The 13,284-nt window shown below is 62.3% G+C and carries 11 protein-coding genes, 1 tRNA gene and 1 pseudogene; 11 read left to right on the forward strand and 2 right to left on the reverse strand.

The window, feature by feature from the left end; all coding sequences use genetic code 11:
* The first annotated feature begins 15 nt into the window (after positions 1-15).
* The 8 genes from nuoN to NKH13_RS32660 all read left to right on the forward strand — a co-directional run bounded on the left by nuoN (position 16) and on the right by NKH13_RS32660 (position 8,692).
* Complete coding sequence (gene nuoN / locus NKH13_RS32625; RefSeq protein WP_352718914.1) at positions 16-1,452, forward strand: NADH-quinone oxidoreductase subunit NuoN; 1,437 nt, start codon at positions 16-18, stop codon at positions 1,450-1,452.
* A 4-nt stretch (positions 1,453-1,456) separates the two neighbouring features.
* The gene (locus NKH13_RS32630) at positions 1,457-2,278 is read left to right on the forward strand and encodes a biotin--[acetyl-CoA-carboxylase] ligase (RefSeq protein WP_352718912.1); all 822 of its coding nucleotides are present in this window, start codon (positions 1,457-1,459) and stop codon (positions 2,276-2,278) included.
* An 84-nt stretch (positions 2,279-2,362) separates the two neighbouring features.
* Entirely contained in the window at positions 2,363-4,033 is a 1,671-nt protein-coding gene (locus NKH13_RS32635; RefSeq protein ID WP_352916959.1) for a ribonuclease J, read from the forward strand.
* A 120-nt stretch (positions 4,034-4,153) separates the two neighbouring features.
* Entirely contained in the window at positions 4,154-4,558 is a 405-nt protein-coding gene (gene mce / locus NKH13_RS32640) for a methylmalonyl-CoA epimerase (protein WP_352466858.1), read from the forward strand.
* Complete coding sequence (locus NKH13_RS32645) at positions 4,555-4,839, forward strand: DUF1467 family protein (RefSeq protein ID WP_292663027.1); 285 nt, start codon at positions 4,555-4,557, stop codon at positions 4,837-4,839. The genes mce and NKH13_RS32645 overlap by 4 nt, the downstream gene beginning before the upstream one ends.
* 561 nt (positions 4,840-5,400) lie before the next feature.
* Positions 5,401-6,729, forward strand: a complete 1,329-nt coding sequence (gene proS, locus NKH13_RS32650; protein ID WP_352916961.1) for a proline--tRNA ligase — start codon at positions 5,401-5,403, stop codon at positions 6,727-6,729.
* Positions 6,726-8,012 (forward strand): lipoprotein-releasing ABC transporter permease subunit, encoded by a 1,287-nt coding sequence (locus tag NKH13_RS32655; protein ID WP_352916963.1) that lies wholly within the window; start codon positions 6,726-6,728, stop codon positions 8,010-8,012. The genes proS and NKH13_RS32655 overlap by 4 nt, the downstream gene beginning before the upstream one ends.
* Positions 8,009-8,692, forward strand: coding sequence for an ABC transporter ATP-binding protein (locus tag NKH13_RS32660; protein ID WP_254818120.1), 684 nt, complete (start codon positions 8,009-8,011; stop codon positions 8,690-8,692). Before NKH13_RS32655 ends, NKH13_RS32660 begins: the two co-directional genes overlap by 4 nt.
* Positions 8,693-9,080: 388 nt before the next feature.
* On the opposite strand, the gene lipB is transcribed toward NKH13_RS32660, so the two are convergent.
* Complete coding sequence (lipB, locus tag NKH13_RS32665) at positions 9,081-9,824, reverse strand: lipoyl(octanoyl) transferase LipB (RefSeq protein ID WP_352718907.1); 744 nt, start codon at positions 9,822-9,824, stop codon at positions 9,081-9,083.
* A 177-nt stretch (positions 9,825-10,001) separates the two neighbouring features.
* Between lipB and NKH13_RS32670 the strand changes: the two genes are divergently transcribed.
* Both NKH13_RS32670 and NKH13_RS32675 read left to right on the forward strand, forming a co-directional pair.
* A tRNA-Leu gene (locus NKH13_RS32670) sits at positions 10,002-10,086 on the forward strand.
* 137 nt (positions 10,087-10,223) lie between these two features.
* Positions 10,224-11,606 carry a DUF6538 domain-containing protein gene (locus tag NKH13_RS32675; RefSeq protein ID WP_352916965.1) on the forward strand — a complete coding sequence of 461 codons (1,383 nt, stop codon included), beginning with the start codon at positions 10,224-10,226 and terminating at the stop codon, positions 11,604-11,606.
* A gap of 535 nt (positions 11,607-12,141) precedes the next feature.
* Here NKH13_RS32675 and NKH13_RS32680 read toward each other — a convergent pair.
* The gene (locus NKH13_RS32680; RefSeq protein WP_352916967.1) at positions 12,142-12,339 is read right to left on the reverse strand and encodes a hypothetical protein; all 198 of its coding nucleotides are present in this window, start codon (positions 12,337-12,339) and stop codon (positions 12,142-12,144) included.
* 54 nt (positions 12,340-12,393) lie between these two features.
* Between NKH13_RS32680 and NKH13_RS32685 the strand changes: the two are divergent.
* Positions 12,394-13,284 (forward strand): annotated as a pseudogene (locus tag NKH13_RS32685) (IS3 family transposase); the annotation flags it as partial.

The following is a 13,284-nucleotide window of genomic DNA, read 5'->3' on the forward strand; positions in this document are numbered from 1 at the left end:
GGGGTTTTGCGAACCATGACGCCGGACCTTCTCTCCAGCCTGTCGCTCTCGACGCCAGAGCTGATCCTCGCCATCGGCGCCTTGGCGCTGTTGATGCTCGGCGCCTATTCTCGCGCCAACACCACCGTCACGGTGAGCGGCCTTGCTGTCGCCGTGCTGGTGATCGCCGGCGCCTGGCTGATCTTTTCGCCGGGGCAGGGCAACGCCTACGGCGAGGCCTTCATCCAGGATCCGTTCGCCCGCTTCATGAAGATGCTGGCGCTGATCGGCTCGGCGGTGACGCTGGTCATGTCGGTCCGCTTTGCCCAGGCGGAGCATTTCGACAAGTTCGAATATCCGGTGCTGATCCTGCTCTGCACGCTCGGCATGATGCTGATGATCTCGGCCAACGGCATGATCGGGCTCTATCTCGGCCTCGAGCTGCAGTCGCTGGCGATCTACGTGCTGGCGGCGATCAACCGCGACAATCTGCGCTCGACCGAGGCCGGGCTGAAGTATTTCGTTCTTGGCGCGCTGTCGTCGGGCATGCTGCTTTACGGCATCTCGCTGGTCTACGGCTACACCGGCAATACCGGCTTCCAGGAGATCGCCGCGGCGCTGAGCGGCGGCGAGCGCCAGCTTGGCCTCGTCTTCGGCCTGGTCTTCGTGCTGGCCGGCCTTGCCTTCAAGATCTCGGCGGTGCCGTTCCATATGTGGACGCCCGACGTCTATGAAGGCGCGCCGACGCCGGTGACGGCTTTTCTGGCGGCGGCACCCAAAATGGCGGCGATGGCGCTGATGGTGCGCGTCACCATGGGCGCCTTCAAGCCGATCGCCGCCGACTGGCAGCAGATCATCGTCTTCATTTCGATCGCCTCGATGGCGCTCGGCGCCTTCGCGGCCATCGGTCAGACCAACATCAAGCGGCTGATGGCCTATTCCTCCATCGGCCATATGGGTTATGCGCTGGTCGGCCTTGCCGCCAACAGCCAGGACGGCGTGCGCGGCGTCGCCATCTACATGCTGATCTATCTGGTGATGACGCTCGGCACCTTCGCCTTCATCCTCGCCATGCGGCGCAAGGAGGGCAATGTCGAGCAGATCAGCGATCTCGCCGGCCTGTCGGCGACCAATCCGATCATGGCGACGATCCTCACCATCCTGATGTTCTCGCTGGCCGGTATCCCGCCGCTCGCCGGCTTCTGGGGGAAATGGTACGTGTTCCTCGCCGCCATCAACGCCAATCTCTACGCGCTGGCGATCATCGGCGTGCTGGCCTCTGTGGTGGGCGCCTACTATTATCTGCGCATCATCAAGATCATGTGGTTCGACGAACCGGTCGGCGGCTTCGTGCCGATGGCGACCGAACTGCGCGTCGTGCTCGGTGTCTGTGGCGCCTTCGTGCTGTTCTACGTGCTGATTGGCGGCCCGATCGGAACCTACGCGGCAGCCGCGGCCAAGACCTTCTTTTAGCGGAATGACGTTCAGGCTGGCTCCAACCGCGGCTTCGGAAGGGTTCCGGCTCGAGGCGCACGATACGGTCGGCTCAACCAATGCGCTGGCGCTGGAGCACGCGCGGGCAGGCGATCCCGGCAAATTGTGGGTCGTTTCAAAAAAACAGGAAGCTGGGCGTGGCCGCCGTGGCCGCGCCTGGGCGACGCCCGAGGGCAATCTGGCCGCGACGCTGCTGGTGATCACCAACACCGAGCTTCGACTTGCCGCGACGCTCGGCTTCGTTGCCGGACTGGCGCTGGCCGACGCGCTCGACGCCGTCGTGCCGAAGGGCAGGATCGCGATCGGCCTCGATGGTGCGAGCCAAGGCAAGAACCGTTTCGAACTGAAATGGCCGAACGATGTGCTTGCCTCGGGCGCCAAGCTCGCCGGCATCCTGCTGGAATCGGCGATGCTGGATGGCGACCGTTCGGCGGTGGCTGTCGGCATCGGCGTCAATGTGGTGGCTTATCCCAGGGATTTGCCCTATCCAGCGACGTCGCTCAACGCGCTGGGATCTGCTTGCGACGCCGAGACGCTGTTCCTGGCGCTGTCGGATGCCTGGAGCGAGAATGCGCGGCTGTGGAACGAAGGGCGTGGGCTTGCCGCCGTCAGGCGGCGCTGGCTGGCGCGTGCGGCGGGGCTTGGCGGGCAGGTTGCTGTCAGAATTGACGGTAATGTGGTGCGCGGCACCTTCGAGACCATTGACGAGGACTGCCGTTTCGTGATCCGCGACGATCAAGGTTCGGTTCTGACGATCGCTGCCGGCGACGTGCATTTCGGCGCGGTTGCCTCGGCCGGCGTTTGACCGGCCAATACGTTTGACTGGCCAGCATTTGACCAGCTTGAATTTGACCGGCCCACAATTTTGACCGGCAAGGAAGGAAAGACCATGGCGATAGCGGAAAACGCCGAACTTGTCTTCGTGCCGCTCGGCGGTGTCGGCGAGATCGGCATGAACTTCGCCCTCTACGGCTATGGGCCGGCCAATGCGCGCGAATGGATCATCGTCGATGTCGGCGTTACTTTTCCCGATGCAACCCTGCCCGGCGTCGATCTGGTACTGCCCGACACCCGCTTCATCGAGGAGAATGTCGCCAATCTGCGCGGCATCGTCATCACCCATGCGCATGAGGACCATTACGGGGCGCTGCACGATATCTGGCCGAAGCTCAAGGCGCCGGTCTGGATGACGCCGTTCAGCGCCGGCCTGCTGGAAGCCAAGCGGCAGGGCGAGCAAGGGGCGCCGAAGATCCCGGTGACGATCTACCGGGCCGGCGAGAAATTTACCGTCGGTCCGTTCGAGATCGAGGCCATCCCCGTCGCGCACTCCATTCCCGAACCGATGTCGCTGGCGATCACCACGCCGGCCGGCGTCGTCATCCATACCGGCGATTGGAAGATCGATCCGGCGCCGACGGTCGGGCCGATGACCGACGAGGCGCGCTTCCGCGCCTATGGCGACAAGGGCGTGCTGGCGCTGATCTGCGATTCCACCAATGCGATGCGGGAAGGAGAATCGCCGTCCGAAGTGGCGGTGGGCGAGGGTCTCAAGAGCGTCATCCAGAACGCCAAGGGCCGTGTCGCTGTCACCAGCTTCTCCTCCAATGTCGGGCGCATCGTCTCCATCGCCAGGGCAGCGCGGGATGCCGGCCGCCAGTGCCTGGTGCTTGGCCGTTCGATGAAGCGCGTCATCGATGTGGCTGATGAACTCGGCTATATGGACGGGTTGCCGGAGTTCATCGCCGAGGAGGATTACGGCTTCATTCCGCGCGAAAACCTCGTCATCATCTGCACCGGCAGCCAGGGCGAGCCGCTTGCCGCACTTGCCAAGCTGTCGCGCGACGAGATGAAGTCGGTGGCGCTGACGGCCGGCGACACGGTGGTGTTTTCCTCGCGCACCATTCCCGGCAACGAGAAGGCGATCCTCGAAATCAAGAACCGCCTGATCGATCTCGGCATCAAGATCATCGAGGACGGCGATGCGCTGGTGCATGTCTCCGGCCATCCACGCCGCAGCGAATTGCGCAAGATGTATGAATGGGTGCGGCCGCAGATCGGCGTTCCCGTGCATGGCGAAGCGGCGCATCTGGTGGCGCAGGGCTCGCTGATGTCGACGTCCGGCATCGGCCAGGTGGCGCAGGTGCGCGACGGCGACATGCTCAGGCTGTATCCGGGTGCCGCCGCCATCATCGACCAGGTGCCGTTCGGCCGCATCTACAAGGACGGAAGGCTAATCGGCACCGACCAGGCTATGGGCATTCGCGACCGCCGCAAGCTGTCCTTTGCCGGCCATGTCGCCGTCAATGTCGTGCTCGACGACAAATACGAGCTTGCCGGCGATCCGGATCTCGTCGCCATCGGCGTCGCCGAGGCCGACGGCGGCGGCGAGAGCCTGGAAGACCTGATGATCGATGCGGCAATCGGCGCCGTGGACTCCATCCCCCGCCAGCGCCGAAAAGACCTCGACCTGGTCCAGGAGGCGGTGCGGCGCGCGGTGCGTGGCGCGGCCAACGAAGCCTGGGGCAAGAAGCCGCTGGTGACGGTGTTCGTCACAAGATGAGGGAGTAGGGGAGTATGGCAGTAGGGGAGTAGGGAAGAACAGATAGTTTGCACTCTCCAAACTTGTTTTCCCTACTCCCGTACTGCCCTATTCCCCTACTCCCCTAACCGGGAGCACCCTATGCTCGGACGCCTCAACCATGTCGCGCTTGCCGTGCCGGATCTGGCTGCGGCTGCGGCGGTCTATCGCGATACGCTTGGCGCCCGCGTGACTGCGCCGCAAGCGCTGCCGGAGCATGGCGTTACGGTGGTGTTCGTCGATGTCGGAAACACCAGGATCGAGTTGCTGGAGCCGCTCGGCGAAGGCTCGCCGATCGCGGGATTCCTCGAGAAGAATCCGTCCGGCGGCATGCACCATGTCTGCTATGAGGTGGACGACATCGTTGCGGCGCGCGACCGTCTCAAGGCCAGCGGCGCGCGTTTGCTGGGCGACGGCAATCCGAAGACCGGCGCACATGGCAAGCCGGTATTGTTTCTGCACCCCAAGGATTTCTTCGGCACGCTGGTCGAACTGGAGCAAGCATGAGCTGGGTTTCGTTTGTCGCCCTGTTCTTCGCCACCTGGTGGGTGGTGTTGTTCGCCGTCCTGCCGTTCAGCATGCGGACGCAGGACGAGGACCAGGACGTGACGCTTGGCACGGTTCCGAGCGCACCGCGCGGGCCGCACATGCTGCGCGCGGCGCTGCGCACGACGATCGCCACGCTGGTCCTCATGGGTATCTTCTACGGCATCACGAGAGGGCTTGGCCTCGGCATCGACGACATCCCGCACATCGTGCCGGATTTCAACCAGAGCCCAGCGCATTAGCCGGCTACCTACTGTGTCCGGCTATCCAAGGCCTATGCCGACGCCCTGAAATCAAGCTGAGCCAGCAAGGTCAACCCAAAGTAAAGGCCGGGGCGGGTTTGGGCTGACGCAACGTCATGTAGTTTGGTAATCTGTCGTGCTAACCAAATGATTGCACAAAAAAAATGCAAGGCGCGAGGCCTTGCAATTTAAACGCGTCCGATCTGTTTCCGGTGTCCGGCGGCAGCGAGTTACCGCGCCTAGATCGCATCCTCCCAAGACTTTGACCGCGTAGGAGGGCAGATTTTTCTCTACCCTCTCGGTTATGGGGGCACACTAGCCTAAGCCAGGTGAAAATGTCACGAAGAATTTTGCCCGGAAACAAGCAATCTCGTGCTGCAGTGCACAATAGTGCGGCAGGCGTTGCTTGCGAAACGACCAGCCGGCCGCATGCGGCGATCGCGACGCCGTGCAGCGCCTGGGCCGGGTTTCCATTCCGCCATGAAATGGCTATGAAGCCGGGGCAAGCAAGCCTGCGCTGCGCCGATTCCGGCGCCGCCATCCTCTCTCACGGACCAGTTCATGCGTTTGTCGCGCTATTTCCTGCCCATCCTCAAAGAAAATCCGCGCGAGGCCGAGATCGTCTCCCATCGGCTGATGCTGCGCGCCGGCATGATCCGCCAGCAGGGGCAGGGCAGCTTTTCCTGGCTGCCGCTCGGCAAGCGGGTGCTGGACAAGGTCTGCCGGATCATTCGCGAGGAGCAGAATCGCGCCGGCGCGCTCGAAATCCTGATGCCGACCATCCAATCGGCCGAGCTGTGGCGCGAAAGCGGCCGCTATGAAGACTACGGCAAGGAGATGCTGCGCATCAAGGACCGGCAAGACCGCGATATGCTCTATGGGCCGACCAACGAGGAGATGGTCACCGAGATCTTCCGCTCCTACGTCAAGTCCTACAAGGACCTGCCGCTCAACCTCTATCACATCCAGTGGAAGTTTCGCGACGAGGTGCGCCCGCGCTTCGGCGTCATGCGTTCGCGCGAGTTCCTGATGAAGGACGCCTATTCCTTCGACCTCGATTATGAAGGCGCCAAGGCCGCTTATAACCGCATGTTCGTGTCCTATCTCAGGACGTTCACGCGCATGGGGCTGCAGGCTATCCCGATGCGCGCCGACACCGGGCCGATCGGCGGCGACCTCAGCCATGAGTTCATCATCCTGGCCGACACCGGCGAGAGCCAGGTGTTTTGCCATCGCGACTATCTCTCGCTTGATGTACCGGGGGCGAATACCGACTTTTCGAATGACGCCGAGATCGCCGAGATCGTCAAGACATGGACGACGGCCTATGCCGCCACCGACGAAATGCATGACGAAGAGGCATGGGAGAAGGTGCCGACCGGCGACCGGGTTTCGGCGCGCGGCATCGAGGTTGGGCATATCTTCCATTTCGGCGATAAATATTCCAAGCCGATGGGCGCCAAGGTGACCGGGCCCGACGGCAAGGATCATTTCGTCTCTGGCGGTTCCTACGGCATCGGCCCGTCGCGGCTGGTCGCGGCGATCATCGAGGCAAGCCATGACGATAACGGCATCATCTGGCCGGAAGCGGTGGCACCGTTCGATGTCGGCCTGATCAATATGAAGGCTGGCGATGCCGAATGCGACCGCGTCTGCGGCGAGCTGAATGCCGCCTTTGCCGCCGCCGGCAAGGAGGTGCTCTACGACGACACCGACCAGCGGCCCGGCGGCAAGTTCGCCACCGCTGACCTGATCGGACTTCCCTGGCAGGTGATCGTCGGGCCGCGCGGTGTAGCCGCCGGTGAGGTCGAGATCAAGAACCGCAGGACCGGCGAGCGCGAGACGCTGCCGATCGGCGACGTGAAAAAGCGTTTCGGTGCCGCCGCATGAACGAAGCGGCAGCAGCCAAACCTTCGGCGGCAGGACCCTTTTCCGGCTTCGAGCGCATGGTGGCGTGGCGCTATCTGCGCTCGCGCCGCAAGGAGACGGTGATCTCGGTCATCGCCTCGATCTCCTTCCTCGGCATCATGCTGGGCGTTGCTACGCTGATCGTCGTGATGGCGGTCATGAACGGCTTTCGCGCCGAACTGCTGACGCGCATCCTCGGCGTCAACGGGCACCTGATCGTGCAGCCGCTCGACATGTCGCTGGAGGACTATGCCCAGGTCGCCGGCCGCATCAACGGCGTGCCCGGCGTCAAATATGCCATTCCGCTGATCGACGGGCAGGTGCTGGCGCAAGGCAATGTCGGTGGCGGCACCGGCGCGCTGGTGCGCGGCATACGCGGTGAAGATCTCGGCAAGATCACCATCGTCGCCAACAACATCAAGGAGGGCTCGATCGTCGGCTTCGACACCGGCGAAGGCGTCGCCATCGGCAGCCGCATGGCCGAGAATCTCGGCCTTGTGCTTGGCGATACGATCACGCTGATCTCGCCCGAGGGCGACGTCACGCCGCTCGGCACGACGCCGCGCATGAAAGGCTATCCGGTCACCGCGATCTTCGAAGTCGGCATGTCGGAATATGACAGCTCCATCGTCTACATGCCGTTTTCGGAAGCGCAGCTTTATTTCAACATGGACGGCCGGGCCCAGACGATCGAGATCTACACCGACAATCCCGACAATATCGACGCGCTGAAGCCGAAGGTCGAAGAGGCGGCGCAGCGGCCGATCAGCCTTGTCGATTGGCGGCAACGCAACAAGACGTTCTTCGACGCGCTGCAGGTCGAGCGCAACGTCATGTTCATGATCCTGACGCTGATCGTGCTGGTGGCGGCCCTCAACATCATTTCGGGGCTGATCATGCTGGTCAAGGACAAGGGCCACGACATCGCCATCCTGCGCACCATGGGCGCGACGCGCAGCGCGATCCTGCGCATTTTCCTGATGACGGGCGCTGCGATCGGCGTTGTCGGCACCATCGCCGGCGTGCTGCTCGGCGTCCTGATCTGCCTCAACGTCGAGCGCATCCGCCAGTTCTTCTCCTGGCTGGCCAACGAGCGTTTGTTCAATCCCGAGCTTTATTTCCTCAGCCAGCTGCCGGCCCGGATGGATGTCAGCGAGACGATCTCGGTCGTTCTCATGGCGCTGGCGCTATCGTTCCTGGCGACCCTGTTTCCGGCGTGGCGCGCGGCCAGGCTCGATCCGGTCGAAGCGCTGAGGTACGAATGATGGCCGAGGCCATTATCGAGCTGAAGAGCGTCGAGCGGCACTATGTGCAGGGGCCGCGCAAGCTGACCATCCTGAACGGCGCCGATTTTTCGCTGAAGCGTGGTGAGATGGTGGCGCTGGTGGCGCCGTCGGGCACCGGCAAGTCGACGCTGCTCCATACGGCCGGGCTGCTGGAGCGGCCGGACGCCGGCGACGTGATCCTGGCGGGGCGCGCCTGCGGCCGGCTTTCCGACGACGAGCGCACGGCGATCCGCCGCAACGACGTCGGCTTCGTCTATCAGTTCCATCATTTGCTGCCGGAATTCTCGGCGTTGGAAAACATCATGATGCCGCAGCTGATAAAAGGGCTGCCGCGCAAGGAGGCGGCCGAGCGAGCGGCGCAATTGCTCGACTATATGCAGATCGGCAAGCGGGCGCAGCATCGCCCTTCCGAGCTCTCCGGCGGCGAGCAGCAGCGCGTCGCCATTGCGCGTGCCGTCGCCAATGCGCCGCTGGTGCTTTTGGCCGACGAGCCGACCGGCAATCTCGACCCGGTGACCGCTTCCTATGTGTTCGAGGCGCTGGCAGCGCTGGTCCGGCAATCGGGCCTGGCGGCGCTCATCGCCACCCACAATCACGAGCTCGCCTCGCGCATGGACCGCCGCGTGACGCTGGCCGACGGCAAGGTCGTGCCGCTTTAGGGTGTGTCGATATTCAGGTGATGCCGGCCTGTGATCTGGCAGAAGCCCTCCCGCTATATTCCGTGCGCGCGTTCGGCCCGAACGGATCGGCAATCTCCCTCTCAACCCTTTCTTAACCCTGCCGAAATTGACCGCGGGCGATTTCGGTGATGCCGGACCGCGGTCGTTGACATTCGAACAAAATTAGAACAAAATACGAACATACTAACAACAGGAGAGAGTTATGACCGATCTTGTTCAGGATGTCGTCTCGCTGGTGTGCATGAGCACGTTCCTCATTTCCATGGCAATCTGGATCGGCGCGATGTGAGGGGCCGCCGAAAAAGTGGCTCGACGCTGATGAGCGAGGGCCGCCTTCGCACCTTGGCGCAGGCGTTCGACGAGTGTTTCAGCCGGCCCTGCGGGACACTTCGACAGGCGACACCGCGGCAGGCCCGAACACGTCCTCGAAAGCGGATTTCAGCGCCAGGTCGAGGTCGGCCATGGTCACGGGAAGGCCGAGATCGACGAGGCTGGTGACGCCGTGATCCTGGACGCCGCACGGCACGATGCCGCTGAAATGGCTGAGGTCCGGCTCGACATTGATGGCGATGCCGTGAAAGCTCACCCAGCGCCTCAGCCTGATACCGATGGCGGCGATCTTGTCCTCGGCCGCCGAGCCGTCGGGCAAAGCGGGGCGGTCCGGCCGCACCACCCAGACGCCGACGCGGTCCTCGCGGCGTTCGCCGCGCACATTGAAGGCAGCCAGCGTGCCGATGATCCATTGTTCGAGTGCCGCGACGAAAGCGCGGACATCCTCGCGCCGCCGCTTCAGGTCGAGCATCACATAGGCGACGCGCTGGCCAGGCCCATGATAGGTGTATTCGCCGCCGCGCCCGGCGGCAAAGACCGGGAAACGGTCCGGCTCGATCAGGTCCTCGATGCGGGCGCTGGTGCCGGCGGTGTAGAGCGGCGGGTGCTCGACCAGCCAGACCATCTCGCCGGCGGCGCCGCTGCGGATTGCCTCGGCGCGCGCCTCCATCACGGCGAGCGCATCGGGATAGGCGGTGAGTCCGGGCTCGATGCGCCATTCGACCGGCGCCGAGCCGGGCAAGGGCAGGAACGACGTGGCGATCTGGCTGCGTTCTGTCATGATATCTCGTCTCGCCACCCATATGGCGGCAATCGGTACAAACGTCCAGTTCCGGGCACGCTCGGCCCCTTGAAGAGTTATGCCGATGTCCGGCCGATTATTGCTGGCCGCGCACTTGTTTCACTGGAAACGATTTGCTACACGCCGCGGGCCGGTTGGTTCCGGCTCCTACCACGTGCGGTCGTGGCGGAATTGGTAGACGCGCAGCGTTGAGGTCGCTGTGGGGCAACCCGTGGAAGTTCGAGTCTTCTCGACCGCACCATTAAATTAGTGAACTGACGCTCCTAAATCATTGAAATGTCAGATCGACAGATCCCCCTCTCTCGGGGGATCTTGGAATTCTTGCCGTAATGCGATACAGTCTGCGATACAAACTGAGATACATCGCGAGATTGGCCCATGCGAAAAGAGGCCTTCCCAGAGCCCGCCAGGGACCCGGATCGCTACCTCATCCAGCGCGACGGAATTTTCTATTACCATCGGCGAGTGCCTGCCAAGCTGGCCGGCATCGACGATCGAGGCACCTTCATTCGCAAGTCTTTGGGAACGGACGAGCGCCGCCTGGCACGTGCAATGCGCGACAGGCTTGAAGACGCGGACAAGACCCTGTGGGCCGTGCTTCTTTGCGGCGGCGAGACAAGATCAGCACTTGATCAGTATCGTGACGCCGTTCACCGAGCTGAAGCCATGGGCGTCTCTTACCTTTCAAACGGACAAGTGGCAGGCTTTCACAATGTCGATGCGATCTTGAAGCGTGTCGAGGCGCTGGAGCGCGTCCAAGCGGCCCCCGCCGTGGCCGACGCTCTCCTCGGCGGCGTGCAAGTGCCGCCGGTCAAAATCTCAGAGGCTTTTGATCTCTACGCCGACGAGATCATGGCCCATGAAGTTGTGGGTAAGAGTCATTCGCAGCGCAGAATGTGGAGGAAAGTAAAGCAGAGGGCCGTCAGCAATTTTATCGCCCTGGTCGGCGACAAGCCCATCGGTGAAATCACGCGCGAGGATGGACTGGCCTTCTACCGATTTTGGCTCAAGCGTGTTGCGCCGTCGCCCGACGTCGGACCCGCAACACATTCCGCGTCGGCCGGCAATCGAGATCTCGGCAACATGCGCGACCTCTACAGGCGCTATTTCGCTCATCTGGGCGACGAACAAAAAGGCACCCCATTTGATGACCTCCGATTTTCGGAGCGTGGCAAGCGCCGTCGTAAACGCCCGTCATTCGAACCCAAATGGATATCCGATCAGATCATGAGGCCAGGCGCTTTAGCATCCCTGGATGCTCAAGCGCGCCGATGCGTTCTGGCGCTGATCGAGACAGGCGCACGGCCAAGCGAGATATGCAATCTCGACGAGACCGTGATCTTCCTTGACACACCGGTTCCCTACATTCGCATAACCCCAAGGGAGGACGTCGATGATCCGCGCGAAATCAAGACCGAATGGTCCGTGCGAGATGTGCCGCTGGTAGGCGTCGCCTTGGAAGTTTTTAAGAAAAGTCCACAGGGATTTCCGCGCTACCGTAATCGTGAAGAGGCACTTTCAGCAAACCTAAATAAGTATTTCAAAACCCACAAACTGTTCCCGACTCCGAAGCACAAGATTTACTCGCTCCGGCACAGTTTCGAGGATCGTATGAAAGAGGCAGGCCTCGACAGTGAGCTTCGCAAAATCTTGATGGGCCATACGATCGAGCGGGTGGAGTATGGTTCGGGCGGATCACTGCAATGGCGACGCGACGAGCTCAAAAAAATTGCTTTGCCTTTCGATCCCGAGATCGTTTGAGCCGTTCCTGGACGCGCAGCATTGCGCCCGTCTCTGCCATCAGTTTCTTCCTTTCGCTTTCAAGACGCTCGTAAATTGGGAGATACGCTTGTCCTTTTTTGCCAGCCTTGTGAATAGCAAGCGCCAGTGTATCCAGAGCGCGGTCAATTCGCTCTAACGTCACAGATTCAGGAACCGTGCTGACCCGTGGCAGAGCACAATTCATCCGCGGTTCCCATCTCCGTTTTCGGCTCGGTGATGACACAGAGGAGATAATGGCAGCAGGAGCAGGTGAGAAAAGCGGTTTGGCTCTGGCATAGTGCGGCGGCGCGCTTCGGCGTAGAAATCGGAAAACGGGCCTGCGGCGGCAGCTCTGAAATCGATCGGCGTTAGGCCTTCATCCGCCGGAGATCGGAATCCGCAACCCACCATCTATGGCACGCGACTGCAGATCAGTCGCGGTACGGCACCTCTCGCCGGGGGTGGCGGTCCCGCGTCTCGCCTGTGGCGCCGCTATGCTGACGCTCCTTCGGCACCCGGTTAACCGGTCTCGAGGTCACGAACTGGCTACGTCGACGAAATGAATCCTCCTTAGACCAATGGACATTTCATCGACTGCGCTTTGTACGCCTTTTTTATTGACGAGGCGTTCTTTTGCTACTGTGGGCAAGCGGCCTGACAGCAAATCGACATCGAGTCCCACGAACTCGAAATTGGGAGTCATGACGATGGTTGATGGGGCATGACCTGCCACTGAGTTTTTCCTCCATCTGAGATTAGAGTCCGGCCTCGATTGAAGGACGGACTGATGAAGAGAAAGCGGTTTACGGAAGAGCAGATCATCGCGGTTCTGCGTGAGCACGAAGCGGGGGCGAAGGTGGGCGACCTGGCGCGCAAGCATGGGATCTCCGAGGCGACGCTGTATAACTGGAAGGCGAAGTATGGCGGGATGGACGTCTCCGATGCCAAACGGCTGAAAGCCTTGGAAGACGAGAACGCGAAGCTGAAGAAGCTGCTCGCCGACCAGATGCTGGAAGCGTCGGCACTGCGAGCTTCTTTCAAAAAAATGGTGGGGCCCGCCGCCAAGCGCGAAGCCGTCGCGCATCTGCAGGCCACGATGGGCCTGTCGGAGCGGCGGGCCTGTTCCTTTGTGGGCGCTGATCGCAAGATGATCCGGTATCGTTCTTGTCGGCGGCACTGCGCGGCCGGCTACGCGACCTGGCCAACGAGCGCCGGCGCTTCGGCTATCGGCGGCTGTTCATTCTGCTCAGGCACGAGGGCGAGGCATCGGGTATCAACCGCATCTACCGGCTGTGCCGCGAAGAAGGACTGGCCGTGCGCAAGCGACGCTCCAGGCGCCGAGCGGTAGGAACGCGGGCTCCGATCCTGGTCCAGGGGAAGCCGAACGCGCGCTGGTCGCTGGATTTCGTCCATGACCAGTTCGGCTGCGGCCGGCGCTTCCGCGTCCTCAACATCGTCGACGACGTGAACGCGCGAATGGCTGCGATCCCGGACACCTCGATCTCCGGCCGCCGGGTGGCGCGTGAACTGACGGAACTGATCGCCCGGCGCGGCAAGCCGGGCATGATCGTCTCTGACCACGGCACCGAGTTCACCTCGAACGCGATCCTCGCCTGGTCGAAGGATCATCAGGTGGAATGGCACTTCATCGCGCCGGGCAAGCCGATGCAGAACGGCT

This window comes from Mesorhizobium sp. M1348, assembly GCF_040317925.1.
Lineage (GTDB): Bacteria > Pseudomonadota > Alphaproteobacteria > Rhizobiales > Rhizobiaceae > Mesorhizobium.